The following is an 18,946-nucleotide window of genomic DNA, read 5'->3' on the forward strand; positions in this document are numbered from 1 at the left end:
ATGTCGCGTATGACGCATTTGCGGCGCTTCTCGTGAGCACCACTGCGCCGGCGGCCGCAGTCGACGGCGTTCTGGTCGGCGGAGCCGTCGAACACCCGCTGGAACTGACGGATGCAGCGCTGCGGGGCTACCCGCCCCACACCGAGAGCGGAGAGTTCGACAGCAGCAAGGGACCGCAGGCCCACACGTACGTCGGCGCCCTGCTGTCCGACGTGGTGGACAGCGCCGATCCACGGGAGGCCGACGCGAAGAACCCGCTCCTTCGTCTGGTCGTGAGAGCGGCCGCGTCCGACGGGTACGACGGACAACCTCTGGGCCATCCGAGGCTCGTCGTGCCCAGTGACAAGAAGGGCGGGCGCTACGTGTCGGACCTGACCGAACTGACCGTCGTCGACGCCGGTGCCTAGGATTTCGCCGTGACGAGTATTCGGATACGCCAAGCTGCGGAACTGCTCGGTGTCAGCGACGACACGGTCCGGCGCTGGATCGACAACGGAAGTCTCGCCGCGGAGAAGGACGAGTCGGGCCGCAAGGTGATCGACGGTGTCGCGCTCGCGGATTTCGCGCGGGCCAACGCGGCCAAGTCCCCGGACCTGCTCGGGTCCGAATCCTCGGCGCGCAACCGGTTCACCGGCATCGTCACGTCAGTCGTGACGGACAAGGTGATGGCCCAGGTCGAGATGCAGTGCGGGCCCTTCCGCATCGTGTCGCTCATGAGCAGTGAAGCCGTCCGCGACCTGGGGCTCGAGCCCGGCAAGGTCGCGGTAGCCGTCGTCAAGTCGACCACGGTGATCGTCGAAACACCTGGAGGAGATTCATGAAGATGTCCTGGCGCAGGGGCACGACCGGATTGGCCGCGGCCGCACTCGGTCTCGCCCTGGTCACCGGTTGCGGATCCAACGACGACAATTCCGCATCCGGCTCCGCGGAATCCACGTCGGCGTCCGCCGACGGCGGTGACATCACCGTGTTCGCGGCGGCCTCGCTGAAGAACACCTTCACCGAACTCGGCGAGATGTACCAGACCGCGCACCCCGGATCGCACGTGGAGTTCAGCTTCGCCGGGTCCTCCGACCTCGCCGCCCAACTCGACCAGGGTGCCACCGCCGACGTGTTCGCATCGGCCGACACGAACAACATGACGAAGGTCGTCGACGCCGGTCTGGTCGCGGGCAGCCCGGTGAACTTCGCGACCAACACACTGACCATCGTGACGGCACCCGGAAACCCCAAGGGCATCACGTCCTTCGCGGATCTGAACCGGGAGGGGACGCTGGTCGTCACGTGCGCCCCGCAGGTTCCGTGCGGTTCCGCGACGCAGAAGGTCGAGACCGCCTCCGGCGTCGACCTCACCCCCGTCAGCGAGGAGTCGTCGGTCACCGACGTACTGAACAAGGTGACGGCCGGGCAGGCCGACGCCGGACTGGTCTACGTCACCGATGCGGCCGGTGCGGGCGACAAGGTGACGGCCGTCGCCTTCCCGGAGGCCGCACAGGCCGTGAACACCTATCCGATTGCCGCACTGTCCGCGTCGAAGAATCCCGAAGCGGCGCAGGGCTTCATCGATCTCGTCACCGGACCCGAGGGTCAGGCCGTGCTGGCGAAGGCAGGATTCGCTCAGCCGTGATCCGGACGGCGCGCGTCAAGGTTCCGTCCGGCCTTCCGGGCTGGATCTTCGTGCCGGCAGCGGTGGGCGGCCTGTTCGTCGTCCTGCCGCTGTTCGCGATGCTGGCGAGTGTCGACTGGTCGCGCTTCTTCGAACTGGTCACGTCGGAATCCTCGCTCGCGGCACTGGAACTGAGTCTGCGCACCGCCGCCGCGAGCACGGCGCTGTGCATCCTGCTGGGAGTACCGATGGCAGCAGTGCTGTCCCGCAGCAGTTTTCGTGGACTGAACGTACTGCGTTCGCTCGTGCTGCTGCCGTTGGTGCTCCCACCGGTGGTCGGGGGCATCGCCCTGCTCTACACCTTCGGCCGCCGGGGTCTCATCGGGCAGCATCTCGAGGTCGCGGGCATCCACATCGCGTTCACCACCACGGCCGTCGTGCTCGCGCAGACGTTCGTCGCCCTGCCGTTCCTGGTGGTGAGTCTCGAAGGGTCGCTGCGGACCGCAGGCCGGCGGTACGAGCACGCCGCCGCCACACTCGGTGCGAGCCCCACCACTGTCTTCCGCCGGGTGACGCTGCCGTTGGTGCTGCCGGGACTGGTGTCGGGGTCGGTGCTGGCGTTCGCGCGGGCGCTCGGCGAATTCGGGGCCACGCTGACGTTCGCGGGCAGTCTGCAGGGTGTCACGCGCACCCTGCCGCTCGAAATCTATTTGCAGCGCGAGACCGACGCCGATGCGGCCGTGGCGCTGTCGCTGGTGCTCGTCGTGGTCGCCGTGGTCATCGTAGTGGGGTCGCGGGGCTGGGCGTCGAGGGCCGCGCTGTGACGGGCCTGAGCGTCGAGGCGCGGGTCGATGCACGCGGCGTCGAGGTGGGATTCGACCTCGCCGAGGGTGAGGTACTGGCCGTCCTCGGACCGAACGGCGCCGGCAAGTCGACGGCACTGTCGGTGGTGGCGGGCCTGGTGCGCCCCGACGCCGGACGCGTCGAACTGAACGGTCGCGTGCTCACCGACACCGCCCGCGGTGTCGCGCTGCCGCCGCACCGGCGCGGTATCGCGCTGCTCGCGCAGCAGGCGCTGTTGTTTCCGCATCTCACGGTGGCGGCCAATGTGGCGTTCGCGCCGCGCAGCTCCGGCCGCGGACGCCGGGAGTCGCGGGCGATCGCCGAGAAGTGGCTGGACGCGGTCGATGCGACGCAGTTCGCCGACCGTCGTCCGCACGAGTTGTCCGGGGGGCAGGCGCAGCGGGTCGCGGTCGCCCGCGCGCTCGCCGCGGAACCCCAGGCGCTCCTGCTCGACGAGCCCATGTCTGCCCTCGACGTCGCGGCGGCCCCCGCGTTGCGCGTGCTGCTCCGGCAGGTGCTGCGCGAAGGCGACCGGACCGCGGTCGTGGTCACTCACGACGTCCTCGACGCGCTGGCGCTGGCCGACCGGGTGATCGTCGTCGAAGGCGGTCAGGTGGTCGAATCGGGTTCGGTGCGAGAGGTGTTGACGCGTCCGCGCAGTGCGTTCGCCGCCCGGATCGCGGGCCTCAATCTCGTCCCCGTCTTCGGTGCACAGGACGGCTTCGAGACCGAGACCGGTGTTCACATGCACGGCCTGCCCGACGCCGACTTCGTGCCGGGCGCGCCGGCGGTCGCGGTGTTCGCGCCGCACTCGGTGGCCGTGCACCGCCGGTCCCCGGAAGGAAGCCCGCGCAACGTCTTCCAGGTGACCGTCTCGGAGATCGAGGTGCGCGGGCCGACGGTCCGGGTGCGCGCCGCCGAGGCCGGCGGCCGGCTGGAGCTGAGCGCGGACGTGACCGCGGCGTCCGTCGCCGAACTCGATCTGGTGCCGGGGCTGGACGTGTTCTTCGTCGTCAAGGCCACCGAGGTCGCCCTCCATGCCGTGCGTACTTCTTAACCGCCCGACGTTGACAAGTACTCACGGGTGCAGGGACGCGTGCATCAGATAGACGTTGTAGCTGTCCCACTCCGAGATCGTGAAATACAGATCCTGGTCCGTCGACCACGGATGGATGAAGCCGCCGTACGCCTTCGGGTAGTCGGCCGTGTCGACGAGGGTCGCGCCCTCCGACCACGCACCCTGCGGACTCGACGACTGCCGCAGGATGATCGACCCGCCGATGGGCTCGAGGTAGCTCATCTGCCACTTGTCGGCCGCCGCGTCGTAGCGGACCGACAGTTCACTGGCGACACCTCCGACGATGGGGGTCGCGAGATTCCGGGACACCGGTGTCCACGTGCCGTCCGACCAGTACTGGTACGAGGTGGTGTTGAGGACCTGGTCGACGGGGACCCGGGCCAGGCCGATGGTGCCGATCCGGCCGTTGGGGGTGCCGAACATGTACACGTAGTCGCCGTGCGGCACCATCGCCGACACCTGGAATCGGGCGCCGAAGATGTTGTCCCACTGAGCGTGCTGATCCTTGACCCAGGTCTGCCCGTCGTCGTCGGAGTAGGCGATGCCCCCGTAGTTCGTGTACCACATGCCGGGAATCATGCTCCAGCGCTTCACCGACATGTAGCTGAGATACTGGCGGTCACCGATCGCGAACCCGGACGTCGGGATGGTGGTGGTCTCGAAGTTGTTGATGTGCCTGCTGTCGATGATCTCGGCGGCGTGGCACCGGCTGTCCTGGACCATGCTGTCGATGGTCATGCCGTCGGACAGGTCGGTGTCGGTGCTGTGGCCGAGAACGTTGCTCCGCCAGTCCTCGCCGAACGCACCCGGCGGGGCCCAGTCCTTACCGAACGTGTCACCGAACGCGACCGCCACCTCGCCGGGCTTCGTCTCCCACGTAATGCCGAGGTCGGTGCCGTCCACCTGCCAGCGCTTGTCCGTCCGGTTCTCGGAACCCTGCCCCGTCAGCTGAGACACCAGCCGGACGTCGCCGACACCCGGCTTCGCCATCGACGCGGTGAGGAAACCACGTTCGGCCGGGTTGATCTCGACCGGGGGCGCCGGCTGCGGTTCGGGCCCCGGACCGCCGGGGACCGGGATGGGAATGGTCTCGGGCCGCGGATCGATCGAGATCTTCGGGATGGGCAGCGCTGCCGATCCGGACGAACCCGAAGACCCCGCGGAACCCGTGGATCCCGGCTCGGATTCCGGTTCGTCGACCTCGTCGGTGAGGTCCGGGCACGGGTCCGCGCACGGGTCGGCCGGAAGGTCCTGGGCGACGCGGGTCTGTTCGACGCGGGGTCCGGGAACGGGGACGGGCACGAAGTCCGGGTACGGGATCGGGATGCTCACCGTCGGCGGGACCGGTGGCAGCAGCGGGCCACCCGGACTCGGCGGTTCCTTCGCCGGGTTGAATCCGGTCTCGCCGCAGGCATTCACCGGCAGCCACGGGAGGGTCTCGGCCGCGGCCGGTGCGGCGGCGAAACCGATGGTCGCGGCCACGACAGCCGCGACGCACAGCGGCACTCCGGCCACAGACCATGACTTTTCGACCACGGGTCCCCTCCCCATCGGTGGTCGGAGTGACGGTGGACCGACCTGCACACGCGGGTCGAAGATAACACCGGGTGGCGGCGGCGTCGGTGCACGAGCCCGGCCGGTCCGGTCACAGTGCGGTCTCACTGTCGCAGAACAGAATTTCCCCGGCCGGTGTTGCCGATCGTGCTCGGCTCCGCCCGGACCGTTGACGCCGGGGCCGAAGTCAAGGCAAGGTGGGTTGGGAAATCAAACTTACTGAGGAGAATTTGCCATGACCGATCTGACCCGGGAAGCGGCGAGCGCTTTCGTCGCCGCCGCCGGCCTGGAACTCGACGAGGTGTCGGGCACGAAGGTCGTCGGCCACATCGACCTGTCCGCCGACCACCACACACCGTGGGGTGTCGTCCACGGCGGCGTGTACACGACGGCGGTCGAATCCGCCGCGAGCATCGGGGCGAGCACGGCCGTCGCCGACCGCGGACAGTTCGCGGTGGGAGTGCACAACGGCACCGACTTCCTGCGGGCGCGCACCGAGGGCCGGGTCGACGTGGTCGCGGTGCCCATCCAGCAGGGGCGGGTGCAGCAACTGTGGTCCGTGGTGATCACCGCGGCCGACACCGGCAAGGAGGTGGCGCGCGGCCAGGTTCGACTGCAGAACGTTCCGTTGCCGGATGCGAAATAACCCGGTTCTCAGGCGGGTCGGCGCCGGGAGTTGAGCAGGACGCCGGCCAGCCCGAGGCCGTAGACAGCGCCGCCGGCGAGCACCAGCCCGAGTGACCGCCCGTCCGGGGCGACGACGAGAGACGCCGCGGCGATCGACGCGATGAAGGCCACGTTGAACACGGTGTCCTGCAGCGCGAACACCTGCCCCCGGCGGTCGTCCTCGATCTCGATCTGCATCGCTGCGTCGCCGCTGAGTTTGATCGACTGCCCGGCAAAACCGAGGAGCAGCGCGCCGCACAGCAGCGACACCTGGGTGAGTGTGGCGACGAGCGTGCACTGCACGACGAGCGCGAGGACCAGACCGCAGATGATGGTGCGGGACCGTCCGATCCGCGGGATCAGGAACGGTGTCGAGATCGCGGCCAGCAGCATGCCGGTGGCGGTGGCGCCGACGGCGACGCCGAAACCGGCGAGACCGCCGGGCAGGGCGCTGACGGTGGCGGTGTCGCGGAGCACCAGAACCATGATCAGCGTATTGACGCCGAAAGCGATGCGGTGCGTTCCGATCCCGATCATCGCGGTCGTGACACCGGGAGAATGCCACACCGCGGCCGCCCCGTTCCGCAGTCCGGCGGCGACCGCGCGAACTGCCCCGTATCCGGGTTTCTCGTCGGCGTGCGGGCCGAGGAGTCGGTGGTGGAAACGCGAGGCCGCGAATGCCGCGACCGCGGAACCGCCGGCAGCAGCGGCCACGGCGATTCCGGAACCGCGGTCGCCGGCTCCGACGAAGGAGATGATCGCGACGGACGTCGCGGCCCCGAGCGCGGCGACGACGGATCCGGTGGTGGCGAGCACCGAATTGGTGGCCACGAGCCAGGATCGGTGCACCACCCGCGGCAGGGCGGCCGACACCCCCGCGAGAACGAAACGGCTCACGCCGATGGCGGCGAGGGCGAGCAGGAGGAGCGCCGACTCACCGGTCCCGGTCGCGAGCAGCACGGCGGTCACCAGAATGAGCAGTCCGCGCAGCACATTCGCCCACAGCAGCACGGCGCGGCGATCCCAGCGGTCGAGGAGTGCGCCCGCGTAGGGACCGATCACCGAATACGGGAGCAGCAGTACCGCGAAACCGGCGGCGATCGCGACGGGATCCGTCTCCCGTTCCGGGTTGAACAGGATCGCGCCGCCGAGCGCCGCCTGGAACATGCCGTCGCCCAGCTGGCTGGCGAACCGGACCGTCGCGAGACGGGCCAGCCCGGGTGACCGCCGGAGCGTGTAGGCCGTTCTGCGCCACGCCTCGCGCCGGTCCCCGAGCTGTTTCACCATTCACAGGACCCTATCCGGCGGCCGCGACCGGCCTCTCCTGCCACCACCGGACGGTCTCCTCGGCCGCCTGATCCAGCGGCGTCGGGGTCAGCCCCAGCCGGGCCTCGCTCTCCGACGAGTCCATGACGAACGGTTCTTCGAACTGGTACAGCATCTCCGCGAGTTCGCGGCTGCCCTGGTGCACCAGCCCGCCGCCGCGGATCACCCAGCCGGGGAGGGTGCCGACCTTCGGGACGGGAACGCCGCCGGCGTGCGCGTAGGCCTCGACCATCTGTCGCTGGGTGACGGCCGGGCCGGTCGGTGCGTGCAGCACCGAGTTCCACAGGGCGGGGTCGTGGGCGGCGGCGATCATCGCGGCCGCGAAGTCGGCAATGTACGTGAACGAGTGCGGCAGGTCGGCGGAGCCGAGCACGCGCATCGTCTTGCCGGCGAGAACGACGGGCACCATGCGCTCGCCGGCGTGCGCGTTCAGCACCTGCGGCCCGAAGAAGTCGGACGCGACGACGCTCACGGTGGGTGTCGGGGACTCGGCCCGCGCCTTCAGCAGCCGGGTGCGGATGCCGCGCTTGCCGGAGTCGGCGGAGCGCGGAGTGTGTTCGGTCATCGGCTGCTGCGACGCGTCGTACGAGTAGAGGCTCTCGGGGAAGACGACGACCGCGCCGACGTGTCCGGCGGCTTCGAGGACGGTCTGCTCGGCGGCGGGGAGTTCGCGCTCCCACGCGTCGGCGCTGTACGCGGCGTGGACGCAGTGGTAGACGGCGACTGCCCCGTCGAATGCCTCACGTAGTGCTGCGGCGTCGGAGACGTCGACCTTCCGTCGCTCGATCAGCGGGTGGTCGGGGCCGCTGCCCGAGCGGGTGAGGATCCGCACCTGCCGTCCCTGCTCGGCGAGTTGCCGGGCGACGGTCCAGCCGACGGGTCCGGCTCCGGTGACGATTTCGATGTTCGACATTTCTGCTCCCGCTGGATGAGGTTCTGGATTCGAGAGCACTGCTCTCCGTGTGATTCGAGAATGCTCCCTTCCGTGTCCAATGTCAAGAGCAGTGCTCTCGTTTGTTGACACCGCTCTCTGTCGTTGCCACCCTGGACCCATGCCAGGAACACCACGAGAACGCGCCCGCGAGCAGACGCTGCAGGACATCACCCGGATCGGTCGCGAACAGCTGGCCGCGGTCGGCGCGGCCGCCCTGTCGCTGAGGGCCGTCGCGCGGGACCTCGGTGTGGTGTCGTCCGCCGTGTACCGGTACGTCAAGAGCCGCGACGAACTGCTGACGCTGCTGCTCGTCGACGGCTACAACGAACTCGGCGACGCGGCCGAGGCGGCGGTGGCGAACTCCGCCGAGCCGCGGGCGCAGTTCCTGGCGCTCGGACGCGCGGTACGTGAATGGGCGTTGCGTGAGCCCGCCCGCTACGGGTTGCTGTTCGGCAGCCCGGTTCCCGGGTACGACGCGCCCGGGGAGCAGACCACCACGCCGGGCACCCGGGTGATCTACGCCCTCGTCGGCATCTTCGAGAACGCGTACCGGGCCGGCCGGCTGGAGGCCGATCCCGCGGAACCCGTCGACGCCGGACTCGCGGCGGACCTCGGCCGGATCCGCACCGAACTCGGGCTCACCATCCCCGACCATCTGCTCGCGCGCGGAGTGCTGGTCTGGTCGGCGCTGTTCGGGGCGGTGAACTTCGAGGTGTTCGGGCAATTCGGTGCCGACACGTTCACCACACCCGCGGCATTGTTCGAGCACCACCTCGCCGTGCTGGCCGACACGGCGGGGCTCCCCGCGGCGTAGAGCTCGCGTCCTCCGTCACGTCGCATCCGCGGCGGTGGGATGATGTTCTGGTGGCGCACGCAGAAGAACCCGAGGATCGTACGGCGTCGACGGAACCGGTGGTCCGCCCCGGCAGCTTGTTGGTCTCGTCCACAGATCTCGTCGAACCCGCATTCCGTCGCACAGTGATCTATGTGATCGAGCACAACGACGCCGGCAGCCTCGGCGTGGTCATCAACCGTCCCAGCGAAACCGCGGTGCACGACGTGCTGCCCCAGTGGGCGCCGCTCGCCGCCCACCCGCCCGCGCTGTACGTCGGGGGGCCGGTCAAGCGTGACGCCGCACTGTGCCTCGCGACGCTGCGCACCGGCGCCCAGGCCGACGGTGTGGCGGGTCTGCGCCGCGTCCACGGTCGCGTCGTGATGGTGGATCTCGATTCCGATCCCGAGGTCGTCGCGCCGCTCGTCGAGGGTGTCCGGATCTTCGCCGGCTACTCGGGCTGGACGTACGGTCAGCTCGACTCGGAACTCCAGCGCGACGACTGGATCGTCATCTCCGCGCTCGCGTCGGACGTCGTCGCCCCCGCCCGCATCGACGTGTGGGCGCAGGTGCTGCGTCGTCAGCCACTCCCCCTGGCCCTGCTCGCCACCCACCCGATCGACGTCGAGCGCAACTAGAGCGCGCGAGCCGACACACCCTGCGCAGGTCCCGGGGCTGTCGGTGACGGGTGGTATCAACAGAAGTGGGGAACGAGAAGTGAGGAGGACAGCACCCGTGATCGACACCTGTTCCGGAACATTGATCGTGCACACGCTTTTCGGAGCCGAGTGCACGGACGAGTCGTGCACCGAGTTGTCCGAGGTCCGGCACGCCCTGATCATCGATTGCGACGAACTCGGTGACTGCGCGTGCTCGGCGGAGTTCGGCGTGCAGTTGCGTCACGCGTCCTGAGAATCCACGTCGAGCGTCACCCCGACCTCCGACAACCGCCGACGCAGTTTCGGTAGGTGGCTGCCCCGCCAGTACAACTGCGCACATCCCCGGCACCGGCTGAACTCGTGCCCGTGCCGCGCGACACCCGGCGGCACCTCGGCGAGCGCCTCGTCCCGGGGCACCGGCGCGAGCAGTCCGTTGCACCGCGCGCACCGCGTGAACGGGTCGATCCGCGACCGGAGGTCGAAGCGGTCCAGCACTTCCCGCAACTGGCGGCGCGGATCGGTTTCGTGGAGGAACGCGCCGTGCGTCAGCGCTGACCGTTTGAGCACACCCCGGTCCCGGGTCAGGACGATGCGATGCTCGGCGAGGGAGATGTCCACCAGCTCGAGGTCGGCGAAGTCGTTGCGATAGCGGGTGTCGAAGCCGAGCAGTCGTAGATACCCTGCGAGGCGGCCGAGATTCACGTCGAGCACGAACGTCGGTTCCCGTAACGGCCGCGGACGGAGTTTCGTGACCTCGGTCAGATCGAGTCGCTCGAACGTCGGGTACACCGCGACGCGTTCGCCGCCGCGGAGGAGATGACCGAAATCGACCGACACCTCGTCGACGAGGATCAGATCCACCTCGGTGTGCGGCACGCCCAGCGCCTCGATGCGGTCCTTCACCGACGGTGTGCCGTCGAACTCGTGCTCGAAGGTCTGCTTGCGCCGAACGGGCGGCAGGAAGTCGTTCAGCTCCTCGTAGAAGCGGAACTCACAGCGGCGAAGCGGTTCGGGCATCGATGTTTCACGTCCTCAGGCCACCGTACCGGCCGCCTCGGCCCGGTCCCCACCCTTCGTGCGGACGCCCAGCACTGCGACGACGCCGCACAGGACGGCGCCGATGATCGCGAGTTCGAGGACCGCCACATGCATGCCCTGGACGGTGATGGCGATGCCCGCGCAGATGGACGGCACCGCGAGGCCGACGTAGCCGACGGTGAAGAACGCGGCGAGCGTCCCGCCCTGGGCGTCGGGGGCGTGCTCGGCGGCGGCGGCGCCCACCGCGCGCATCGCACCGGCGAACGAGAGTCCGTGTCCCACACCGACGACGACGGTCACGGCGCACAGAAGGGCGAGGGACGGCGCGAAGTCGACGACGAGCAATCCGACCATGCCGACGCCGACGGCGCCGATGCCCAGTGTTCGGCAGAGCACGGTTCCGAGCCGGTTGGCGACGAGTTGCGCCGACACCGAGCACACCATGACCAGTGCGGCGGCACCGCCTGCGACCACCAGGTTGTTCACGTCGAGCAGGTCGATGATCCAGGTCGGGACCACCGACTGGAACAGGCCGACGGCGCCCCACGCCAGTGCGACTCCGAGGGAGGACAGCCAGAACACCCGGCGGAGGGGTGCCGGGACGCGCGGCACCTGGAACAGCTGGGCGGGGCGTGACGTACCGCCGGTGGGTGCGGGGAGCAGCAGCATCATGATCAGCGCGGGCAGGAGCGCCAGCGCAAACAGCACGTACGGCAGGACCAGGGCGTGCGGAAGGTACTGCGCGACGGCGCCGCCGAAAAGCGGGCCGAGCGCCGCGCCGAGGGCGGTGGTGAGGGTGGCGGCGAGACCGGCGCGGCGGAGGTTCCGGGTGGGTTCGTGCTCGATCAGGGCGGCGGAACCGGCGGCCGAGCAGGCACCGACGGCGATCCCCTGGGAGATCCGGCCGAGGAACAGCCAGATCGTCGAGTCGGCGAACGCGAGGAGTACGGCGCCCAGCACGCTGAAGACGATCGCGGCCAGCAACACGAAGCGGCGTCCCAGCGCGTCCGACAGCGGGCCGAAGAACAGCAGCGAGGGAAGCAGGCCGGCAACGTAGACGGCGAAGATCAGTGTCTGGACCAGCGGGGTGAAGCCGAATTCGTGGCGGTAGAGCGAGTACAGCGCCGTGGGCATGTTGGACCCGAGGAGCAGGACGACGAGGAGATAGTTCAGGCCGTGGAAGTGGCGGCCGGTGGTACGGGCGGCGGCGGTCGGGAGGGTGTCGGCGTGAGCGGTTGACGTGGACGTGTGGGGTCGCCTCCTCGGAGAGCAAATACATGGGACGTCCTACGTAGTGTAGGCGGGGCGGCCGAGCCCGGCGAGCCGACGAGGTGTGAGGATGAGTACATGACGGTGGTTCGGCGCGAGTCCGCGTATCAGCAGTCCCTGGACTGGATGCGTGGCCGGATCGCCCAGGGCGACTGGACCGTGGGCGAGCGCATCCCGACGGAACCCGAACTGATGGCGCTGCTCGGCGTCGGACGCAATACCGTGCGCGAGGCCATCAAGACACTCACGTCCACCGGCATCCTCGAGATCCGGCGCGGGTCGGGGACGTTCGTGCGCGCGCGCACCGACATCGGCGGGTTGCTCGGGCGGCAGGTCGCGGTCGCCGAGATGCTCAACGTGTTCGAGGTACGGCGAGCCCTCGAGACCGAGGCCGTCCGGCTGGCGTGCATCCGCCGCACCGACGACGACCTGCGGTCGCTGTCGTCGCTACTCGACGAGCGGGAGCGGACGGCGGATCAACCGTCCGGATTCGCGGACGCCGACCTCGCATTCCATCTCGGGGTGGTGGAGGCCGCGCACAATCCGGTGCTGTCCGACCTGTTCGCGGGCATCCTCGAACCCACCCGGGCCACCTACGACTACACCGAGGGCATCCACCCGCCGTCGCTGACCACGGACGACCATCGTGTCGTCGTCGACGCGATCGCCGCCCGCGACGAGGATGCCGCGGTCCGGGCGTCCCTCGGCTACCTCGACCGCGTTCTGGAGGCGGTGCACAAGGCCTCCGGCTCGTGAGTGGTTGACGAGTCCCTGCACTCCTTACCCACTCACGGGCGGCGGAGCCGCCGGTCCGCGAACGTGTTGAGCGCACCGGCCATCTCCTCGGCCCGGGCGCTGGTGACGGTCAGCCGGTCGCCGCACGCGGTTGCGACGATCACGGCGGGACCGGTCTTCGTGACGACGCCGTAGTTGCGCCTGCCCTTCACCCGCAGGCCCCAGCCGCCGAAGTCGTCGAACGGTTTGATCAGGTCGACGCGGGCACCCTCGATCTCCTCGACGCCGTACCGGAGGGCGGTCATGCCCATGTTCACCACCCGGATGCCGGACTCGTCGACGATGACGCGGAACCGGAGCAGGCTCACGACGAGCAGTCCGAGCGGAACGAACACCGCCGCCGGCCACCATCCGCCGGTGAGTAGGCAGACCGCGACAGCGGGCACGCCGCCGAGCAGGAGCAGCAGCACCAGCGAGCCGACGGTGCCGAACCCCACGCTGTCCGCGACGACGGCCGGGTCGCTTGCGCGCGGCAACCGGGGGTCGGGCGGGTCGGTGGCGGCGACCCGGGCGCGGAAGTCGCGCAGCAGGGCGGCGCCGATCAGGCCGACGGCGGCGCCGATGACGACGCCGAGGCCGAGGGACCACAACGGGAGTTCGGTGTCGGAGGCGTCGGCGACGTCGAGTTGGACGTAGAGCATCACCACCTGCACCGTGAGGATCAGGCCGACCACCGACAGTCCGACGACGAGCATCGTGCGGCGCATCATCAGCATCGCCTGGGCGAGCGCGGCGATCGCAGCGCATCCGCCGCCGAACAGGACCGTCACCAGGGCAAACGTCCAGGCGCTGGACATCGGGGTGGCGAAGCCGTCGGGTGAGGTGGTGGTCCAGTGGGTGGCGATCTCCGCCGGAAGGCGAGGTTCCCAGCTCTTCGTCAGGACCACACCGGAGAGGGCGGCGACGATCGGCAGCAGCAGACCGAACACCGCGCCTGCGGGGTCGACGACGCGCGAGGAGTTCACCGGACGGCCGTCACCAGCCGGTCAGGACGGCTGGCAGGCGCCCTTCAGCGTGCACGCACCGCAGGAACTGCCGCAGCCACCGGTGTCGGGGGCGGGGACGGCCGCGGCGGCGCGGGCGCCGAGCGATCCACCCGTCGCCGCGGTGAGTGCGGCGGCCACCACGCTGACGAGGACGGCGCCGACGCCGAAGACGCCGCCGATCAGGATTCCGGCGATTCCGCCGATGACGAGGAGCCCGGCCGCGGCGAGCAGGGTGGGCCCCGCGACCTTGTTGGCCAGCGCAAACGTCTGATCGTCGCGCATCGTCTCGGGGGTGCGGACACCCGCCCACCGGTTGCGCGGGAGGCGCTCGGCGAGGCCTGCAACGGCGACACCGGACACAGCGACGGCGAGCACGAACAGCACGACGGAGGCAATCAACACGGGACCAGGATACGGCGGACCCGGACGCGCAGGTGAGCCCGGGTGGGGTGAGGCTCTACCCTGGTTGACGGAATCCCCCTAATTCAGAATGTCAGCCAAGTAGATAGCGACCACAGTGACCGAGCACGTGCAGCCCGCCAACCCGTCCGACGCGACCCCGCAGCACCGCTACACCGCGGAGCTCGCCGGCCAGATCGAGCAGCGCTGGCAGGACCGGTGGAGCGACGAGGGCACGTTCAACGCGCCCAACCCGGTCGGTCCGCTGGCCGGCCCGGTTCCCGCCGACAAGCTGTTCGTGCAGGACATGTTCCCGTACCCGTCGGGGACGGGTCTGCACGTGGGTCACCCGCTCGGCTACATCGCCACCGACGTGTTCGCCCGCTACCACCGCATGCAGGGCCACAACGTGCTGCACACGCTCGGCTACGACGCGTTCGGTCTGCCGGCCGAGCAGTACGCGGTGCAGACGGGCACGCACCCGCGGACCACGACCGAGGCCAACATCGGCAACATGAAGCGGCAGCTGCGCCGCCTCGGGCTCGGCCACGACGAACGCCGCACGTTCGCGACCACCGACACCGACTTCTACCACTGGACGCAGTGGATCTTCCTGCAGATCCACGACGCGTGGTTCGACAAGGCGGCAGGCAAGGCCCGGCGAATCTCGGAGCTCGAGGCGGAATTCGCCTCGGGTGAGCGTGCGGTGGAGGACGGACGGGACTGGGCGTCGCTGCCGGTGTCCGAGAAGGAAGCCGTCCTCGACTCCTACCGCCTCGTCTACCACTCCGATTCGATGGTCAACTGGTGCCCCGGTCTGGGTACCGTGCTGGCGAACGAAGAGGTCACCGCCGACGGTCGCAGCGACCGCGGCAACTTCCCGGTGTTCCGTAAGCACCTGCAGCAGTGGATGATGCGCATCACCGCGTACTCGGACCGGCTGGTGGACGACCTGGACTACCTGGATTGGCCGGAGAAGGTCAAGACCATGCAGCGCAACTGGATCGGGCGCTCGCACGGTGCGCAGGTGAAGTTCGAGGCAACGGTCGAGCGGAGCGAGGGTGGATCCACTGCCCATCAGATCGAGGTGTTCACGACTCGGCCCGACACGCTGTTCGGCGCGACGTACGTGACGCTGGCGCCGGAGCACGAACTGGTGGACGAGATCGTCGCGGCCGAGTGGCCGGAGGGTGTGGATTCCCGCTGGACCGGCGGCGCCGCGACGCCCGCCGAAGCGGTTGCGGCGTACCGGAAGTCGATCGCCGCCAAGTCGGATCTGGAGCGTCAGGAATACAAGGAGAAGACGGGCGTCTTCCTCGGCACGTACGCCGTGAACCCGGTGAACGGTCACAAGCTGCCGGTGTTCATCGCCGACTACGTCCTCACCGGCTACGGCACGGGCGCCATCATGGCCGTTCCGGGTCACGATCACCGCGACTACGAGTTCGCCACCGAGTTCGGTCTCGACATCGTCGAGGTGATCTCCGGCGGCGACCTGTCGAAGGATGCGTACACCGGCGACGGCACGATCGTGAACTCCGACTTCCTGAACGGCATGTCCGTCGCCGACGCGAAGAAGACCATCACCGAGCGCCTCGAGGCGGACGGAACCGGCAAGGGCACCATCCAGTACAAGCTGCGCGACTGGCTGTTCGCGCGGCAGCGGTACTGGGGCGAGCCGTTCCCCATCGTGTACGACGCCGACGGCAACGCCCACGCCCTGCCGGATTCGGCTCTGCCCGTGGAGCTTCCGGAGGTCGAGGACTACGCACCTGTGTCGTTCGATCCGGACGACGCGTCGTCGGAGCCCTCTCCCCCGCTGGCGAAGGCGGTCGACTGGGTCAACGTCGAACTCGACCTCGGTGACGGACTGCAGACGTACCGCCGCGACACCAACGTGATGCCGCAGTGGGCGGGCAGCTCGTGGTACCAGCTGCGCTACATCGATCCCACCAACCCGGACGTGTTCTGCGACAAGGAGAACGAGCAGTACTGGACGGGCCCCCGTCCGGAGATCCACGGGCCGAACGATCCCGGCGGCGTCGACCTGTACGTCGGTGGCGTCGAGCATGCGGTGCTGCACCTGCTGTACTCGCGGTTCTGGCACAAGGTGCTGTTCGACCTCGGGTACGTCAGCTCCAGCGAGCCGTACCGCCGCCTGTACAACCAGGGCTACATCCAGGCGTTCGCGTACACCGATGCGCGCGGCGTGTACGTGCCCGCCGACGAGGTGGAGGAGAAGGACGGCAAGTTCTTCCACCAGGGAGCCGAGGTCAACCGCGAGTACGGGAAGATGGGCAAGAGCCTCAAGAACTCCGTCTCGCCGGACGAGATCTGTGAGGCGTACGGCGCCGACACCCTCCGCGTGTACGAGATGTCGATGGGCCCGCTGGACACGTCCCGCCCGTGGGCGACCAAGGACGTCGTCGGTGCGCAGCGTTTCCTGCAGCGCGCCTGGCGTGTGGTCGTCGACGAGGAGTCCGGCGACCTGCGCGTCACCGACGACGCCCCGACGGAAGACACCCTGCGCGCGCTGAACAAGGCGATCGCCGGAGTCGGCGAGGACTACACGGCCCTTCGCGACAACACCGCCGCGGCCAAGCTGATCGAGTACACCAACCATCTCACCAAGGCGTACCCCGCCGGTGCTCCCCGCTCGGCGGTGGAACCGCTGGTGCTGATGCTGGCACCGTTGGCCCCGCACCTCGCGGAGGAACTGTGGTCGCGGCTCGGGCACGAGAAGTCGCTGGCGCACGGCCCCTTCCCGGTTGCGGAGGAGAAGTGGCTCGTCGAAGACACCGTCGAGTACCCGATCCAGGTCAACGGCAAGGTCCGCAGCCGCGTCACCGTGGCCGCCGACGCCCCGCGCGAGGAGATCGAGAAGATCGCGCGCGCCGACGACAAGATCGTCGCACTGCTCGACGGCAAGGACCCGCGCAAGGTCATCGTCGTGCCCGGGAAGATGGTCAACATCGTTCTCTGAGTTTGGCGCTAGCGAGTCGCGTCAGCGGTCGAAGACAGTCATCGGCCGCTGACGCATCGCGTGCATCACGTCGTCGATCGAGTCACTGCGCTGCAGCAGGCTGAGCAGTTCGTGTTCGATCCGGTCGGCCTCGATGCATATCTGCACGACCTCGGGGAGTGCGTCCGCGGGGACGATGCAGACCCCGTCGTCGTCGGCGACCACGATGTCGCCGGGGTGAACCAGATGTCCCGACAGCCGCACCGGTTCGCCGATCGATTCGGTGACGAACCGGAACCGTGCAGCCTGTGGGGCTCGGCCGGTCGACCAGACCGGCAGGCCGCTGTCGGCGATCGACACCGAATCGCGCACCGCCCCATCGACAATGCACCCGGCAAGCCCGGCGAGCTGCGCCCAGTGCGCGGAGATGGCACCCATCACCGCGGTGTCTGCGGGGCCGGGGCAGTCGAAGACCGCCACATCGCCCGGTCGCGCGGAGGTGTAGAGGTCGCGGTCGCCCAGGCGGGCGCCGAGCCCCTCGACCCGGTTGTCGGCCACCGCGCCGGCCAGACGTCGGTAGCGCAGTGTCACGGCCGGTCCGCAGATTCGCTGCCCGCGCCGCAGGGGAGGCAGGATGCCGGCGCCGATCGCAGCCCCGCAACCGAGGTGGTCGAGGGCATCGGCGACGGCCGAGGACACATCGGTGACGGTGGCCAGGGAGGCGAGCAGGCATCCGCGCTCGGTTCGGGACATCGTGATCTCCATTTCGTGTGTGGTCGTATCTGTGCGGGTGAGTTGGTCCGCTGGTAGTTCTTTGCCGGCATTCGGGTGCGGGGCGGTCGGGTTTCGCTAGGATTCGATGACCATGCTTCAGGGACGGAGTGATTTACGGATGCCGACCGATTTGGACAAGCTGGATCTCGACCTGCTGAAACTGATCGTCGAGGAGCCGAAGGCAGGCGTTCGGGAGTACGCCCGCCGGCTCAACGTGGCGCGGGGCACCGTGCAGTCGCGGCTCGACAAGTTCTCCCGCGACGGCGTGATCACCAGTTACCGGCCGCAGATGCAGCCGACCGCGCTCGGCTACTCCATCCTCGCCTTCGTGCACCTGGACATCGCGCAGGCGATGATGGACGCCACCTGTGCGCATCTCGCCACCATCCCCGAGGTTCTCGAGGTCAATTCCGTTGCCGGTCAAGGTGATTTGCTGTGCCGGGTGGTGGCGAAGGATCACGAGGACTTCGAACGGGTGCTGCAGGAGATGATTGCCGGCGAGGGGGTGCTGCGGACGCAGTCCGAACTGGTGCTCAGTCGCCGTATCGCCCCGCGCATCGTGCCGCTGCTGGAAAAGAAGCGGGCCGAGGCGCCCTGACGACGTCTCGGCCGCTCGCGTGATCGTCAGAGCACGAGTTGCGTGGTGGACGGCAACGCGGGGCGCCGCCGATGCTCGTAGCCGGTGATGGTCTCGGCGTGCGTCAGGGTCAGGTCGATGTGGTCGAGACCTTCGAGCAGCCGCCACCGGGTGTTGTCGTCGAGGTAGAACGACGCCGTGACCGGCCCGGCGTGCACCTGCCGTTCGATCAGGTCGATGGTGACGGGTCGCCGCGGGTCGTGGTCGAGCACCGACCAGATCCGTTCGACGGTCTCGGCCGGAAGGGTCACGGTGAGAAGGCCGTTGGTGAGGGCGTTGCCGCGGAAGATGTCCCCGAACCGGGGCGCGATGACGGCCCGGAATCCGTAGTTCTGCAGCGCCCACACCGCGTACTCGCGCGACGATCCGGTGCCGAAGTCACGGCCGGCGACCAGGACGGTCGCGTCCGCGTAGGCGGGGTCGTTGAGGACGAAGTCGGGTTCCTCCCGCCAGTCGTGGAAGAGCTTGTCCGCGAACCCGGTACGGGAACTGTGTGTGAGGAAGCGGACGGGAATGATCTGATCGGTGTCGACGTCGGTGCGGCGCAGCGGGGCGGCCACACCGGTGTGCACGGTGAACGGTTCCATG

At 69.1% G+C, this 18,946-nt stretch carries 21 protein-coding genes; 12 read left to right on the plus strand and 9 right to left on the minus strand.

Going from position 1 to position 18,946, the window contains the following annotated elements; all coding sequences use genetic code 11:
• The first annotated feature begins 32 nt into the window (after positions 1-32).
• The 5 genes from ACFTWF_RS03450 to ACFTWF_RS03470 are packed head-to-tail and all read left to right on the plus strand — an operon-like array spanning position 33 to position 3,506.
• The gene (locus ACFTWF_RS03450; protein WP_378459873.1) at positions 33-407 is read left to right on the plus strand and encodes a hypothetical protein; all 375 of its coding nucleotides are present in this window, start codon (positions 33-35) and stop codon (positions 405-407) included.
• 9 nt (positions 408-416) lie between these two features.
• Positions 417-821, plus strand: a complete 405-nt coding sequence (locus tag ACFTWF_RS03455; protein WP_378459874.1) for a molybdopterin-binding protein — start codon at positions 417-419, stop codon at positions 819-821.
• A complete protein-coding gene (gene modA / locus ACFTWF_RS03460; protein WP_378459875.1) occupies positions 818-1,627 on the plus strand; it encodes a molybdate ABC transporter substrate-binding protein in 810 nt (269 codons plus the stop codon). The genes ACFTWF_RS03455 and modA overlap by 4 nt, the downstream gene beginning before the upstream one ends.
• Positions 1,624-2,430: an ABC transporter permease gene (locus tag ACFTWF_RS03465; RefSeq protein ID WP_378459876.1), complete on the plus strand. Its 807-nt coding sequence runs from the start codon at positions 1,624-1,626 to the stop codon at positions 2,428-2,430. Before modA ends, ACFTWF_RS03465 begins: the two co-directional genes overlap by 4 nt.
• Positions 2,427-3,506: a sulfate/molybdate ABC transporter ATP-binding protein gene (locus ACFTWF_RS03470; RefSeq protein ID WP_378459877.1), complete on the plus strand. Its 1,080-nt coding sequence runs from the start codon at positions 2,427-2,429 to the stop codon at positions 3,504-3,506. Before ACFTWF_RS03465 ends, ACFTWF_RS03470 begins: the two co-directional genes overlap by 4 nt.
• A 21-nt stretch (positions 3,507-3,527) precedes the next feature.
• Here ACFTWF_RS03470 and ACFTWF_RS03475 read toward each other — a convergent pair whose 3' ends face one another.
• Positions 3,528-5,042, minus strand: coding sequence for a DUF4185 domain-containing protein (locus ACFTWF_RS03475; RefSeq protein WP_378460200.1), 1,515 nt, complete (start codon positions 5,040-5,042; stop codon positions 3,528-3,530).
• Between the two features lie 274 nt (positions 5,043-5,316).
• On the opposite strand from ACFTWF_RS03475, the gene ACFTWF_RS03480 reads away from it, so the two are divergent.
• Positions 5,317-5,727: a PaaI family thioesterase gene (locus ACFTWF_RS03480; protein ID WP_185726682.1), complete on the plus strand. Its 411-nt coding sequence runs from the start codon at positions 5,317-5,319 to the stop codon at positions 5,725-5,727.
• Positions 5,728-5,735: 8 nt separating this feature from the next.
• On the opposite strand, the gene ACFTWF_RS03485 is transcribed toward ACFTWF_RS03480, so the two are convergent.
• Positions 5,736-7,034, minus strand: a complete 1,299-nt coding sequence (locus ACFTWF_RS03485) for an MFS transporter (RefSeq protein WP_378459878.1) — start codon at positions 7,032-7,034, stop codon at positions 5,736-5,738.
• A gap of 10 nt (positions 7,035-7,044) precedes the next feature.
• Positions 7,045-7,986, minus strand: a complete 942-nt coding sequence (locus ACFTWF_RS03490; protein WP_378459879.1) for an NAD-dependent epimerase/dehydratase family protein — start codon at positions 7,984-7,986, stop codon at positions 7,045-7,047.
• Positions 7,987-8,125: 139 nt separating this feature from the next.
• Here ACFTWF_RS03490 and ACFTWF_RS03495 point away from each other — a divergent pair, with 139 nt between their 5' ends.
• From ACFTWF_RS03495 to ACFTWF_RS03505, 3 genes are all read left to right on the plus strand, one after another.
• Positions 8,126-8,821, plus strand: coding sequence for a TetR/AcrR family transcriptional regulator (locus tag ACFTWF_RS03495; RefSeq protein ID WP_378459880.1), 696 nt, complete (start codon positions 8,126-8,128; stop codon positions 8,819-8,821).
• A 50-nt stretch (positions 8,822-8,871) separates the two neighbouring features.
• Positions 8,872-9,477: a YqgE/AlgH family protein gene (locus ACFTWF_RS03500; RefSeq protein WP_378459881.1), complete on the plus strand. Its 606-nt coding sequence runs from the start codon at positions 8,872-8,874 to the stop codon at positions 9,475-9,477.
• Between the two features lie 97 nt (positions 9,478-9,574).
• The gene (locus ACFTWF_RS03505; protein ID WP_378459882.1) at positions 9,575-9,751 is read left to right on the plus strand and encodes a hypothetical protein; all 177 of its coding nucleotides are present in this window, start codon (positions 9,575-9,577) and stop codon (positions 9,749-9,751) included.
• Here ACFTWF_RS03505 and ACFTWF_RS03510 read toward each other — a convergent pair.
• Both ACFTWF_RS03510 and ACFTWF_RS03515 read right to left on the minus strand, forming a co-directional pair.
• Positions 9,739-10,515 (minus strand): Mut7-C RNAse domain-containing protein, encoded by a 777-nt coding sequence (locus ACFTWF_RS03510; protein WP_378459883.1) that lies wholly within the window; start codon positions 10,513-10,515, stop codon positions 9,739-9,741. The two genes, ACFTWF_RS03505 and ACFTWF_RS03510, sit on opposite strands and share 13 nt — an antisense overlap.
• Positions 10,516-10,530: 15 nt before the next feature.
• Complete coding sequence (locus tag ACFTWF_RS03515) at positions 10,531-11,811, minus strand: MFS transporter (protein ID WP_378460201.1); 1,281 nt, start codon at positions 11,809-11,811, stop codon at positions 10,531-10,533.
• A gap of 72 nt (positions 11,812-11,883) precedes the next feature.
• Here ACFTWF_RS03515 and ACFTWF_RS03520 point away from each other — a divergent pair, with 72 nt between their 5' ends.
• Positions 11,884-12,561, plus strand: a complete 678-nt coding sequence (locus ACFTWF_RS03520; protein ID WP_378459884.1) for a FadR/GntR family transcriptional regulator — start codon at positions 11,884-11,886, stop codon at positions 12,559-12,561.
• Positions 12,562-12,593: 32 nt separating this feature from the next.
• On the opposite strand, the gene ACFTWF_RS03525 is transcribed toward ACFTWF_RS03520, so the two are convergent.
• Positions 12,594-13,565: a DUF1648 domain-containing protein gene (locus tag ACFTWF_RS03525; protein WP_378459885.1), complete on the minus strand. Its 972-nt coding sequence runs from the start codon at positions 13,563-13,565 to the stop codon at positions 12,594-12,596.
• Between the two features lie 21 nt (positions 13,566-13,586).
• Entirely contained in the window at positions 13,587-13,988 is a 402-nt protein-coding gene (locus ACFTWF_RS03530; RefSeq protein ID WP_378459886.1) for an SdpI family protein, read from the minus strand.
• A gap of 115 nt (positions 13,989-14,103) precedes the next feature.
• Here ACFTWF_RS03530 and leuS point away from each other — a divergent pair, with 115 nt between their 5' ends.
• Positions 14,104-16,968, plus strand: a complete 2,865-nt coding sequence (leuS, locus tag ACFTWF_RS03535; RefSeq protein ID WP_378459887.1) for a leucine--tRNA ligase — start codon at positions 14,104-14,106, stop codon at positions 16,966-16,968.
• 21 nt (positions 16,969-16,989) lie between these two features.
• On the opposite strand, the gene ACFTWF_RS03540 is transcribed toward leuS, so the two are convergent.
• Entirely contained in the window at positions 16,990-17,700 is a 711-nt protein-coding gene (locus ACFTWF_RS03540; RefSeq protein WP_378459888.1) for an RraA family protein, read from the minus strand.
• Between the two features lie 139 nt (positions 17,701-17,839).
• On the opposite strand from ACFTWF_RS03540, the gene ACFTWF_RS03545 reads away from it, so the two are divergent.
• A complete protein-coding gene (locus ACFTWF_RS03545) occupies positions 17,840-18,319 on the plus strand; it encodes an Lrp/AsnC family transcriptional regulator (protein ID WP_378459889.1) in 480 nt (159 codons plus the stop codon).
• A gap of 26 nt (positions 18,320-18,345) precedes the next feature.
• Here ACFTWF_RS03545 and leuD read toward each other — a convergent pair whose 3' ends face one another.
• Positions 18,346-18,945 (minus strand): 3-isopropylmalate dehydratase small subunit, encoded by a 600-nt coding sequence (leuD, locus tag ACFTWF_RS03550; RefSeq protein WP_378459890.1) that lies wholly within the window; start codon positions 18,943-18,945, stop codon positions 18,346-18,348.
• Position 18,946: the final 1 nt, after the last annotated feature.

Source organism: Rhodococcus sp. NPDC056960 (assembly GCF_042674125.1).
GTDB lineage: Bacteria > Actinomycetota > Actinomycetes > Mycobacteriales > Mycobacteriaceae > Rhodococcus_F.

Coding starts and splice junctions, on each gene's coding strand:
- modA (WP_378459875.1), top strand. CDS start 818: ATGAAGATGTCCTGGCGCAGGGGCACGACCGGATTGGCCGCGGCCGCA.
- ACFTWF_RS03480 (WP_185726682.1), top strand. CDS start 5,317: ATGACCGATCTGACCCGGGAAGCGGCGAGCGCTTTCGTCGCCGCCGCC.
- ACFTWF_RS03485 (WP_378459878.1), bottom strand. CDS start 7,034: ATGGTGAAACAGCTCGGGGACCGGCGCGAGGCGTGGCGCAGAACGGCC.
- ACFTWF_RS03490 (WP_378459879.1), bottom strand. CDS start 7,986: ATGTCGAACATCGAAATCGTCACCGGAGCCGGACCCGTCGGCTGGACC.
- ACFTWF_RS03495 (WP_378459880.1), top strand. CDS start 8,126: ATGCCAGGAACACCACGAGAACGCGCCCGCGAGCAGACGCTGCAGGAC.
- ACFTWF_RS03510 (WP_378459883.1), bottom strand. CDS start 10,515: ATGCCCGAACCGCTTCGCCGCTGTGAGTTCCGCTTCTACGAGGAGCTG.
- ACFTWF_RS03520 (WP_378459884.1), top strand. CDS start 11,884: ATGACGGTGGTTCGGCGCGAGTCCGCGTATCAGCAGTCCCTGGACTGG.
- ACFTWF_RS03540 (WP_378459888.1), bottom strand. CDS start 17,700: ATGTCCCGAACCGAGCGCGGATGCCTGCTCGCCTCCCTGGCCACCGTC.
- ACFTWF_RS03545 (WP_378459889.1), top strand. CDS start 17,840: ATGCCGACCGATTTGGACAAGCTGGATCTCGACCTGCTGAAACTGATC.
- leuD (WP_378459890.1), bottom strand. CDS start 18,945: ATGGAACCGTTCACCGTGCACACCGGTGTGGCCGCCCCGCTGCGCCGC.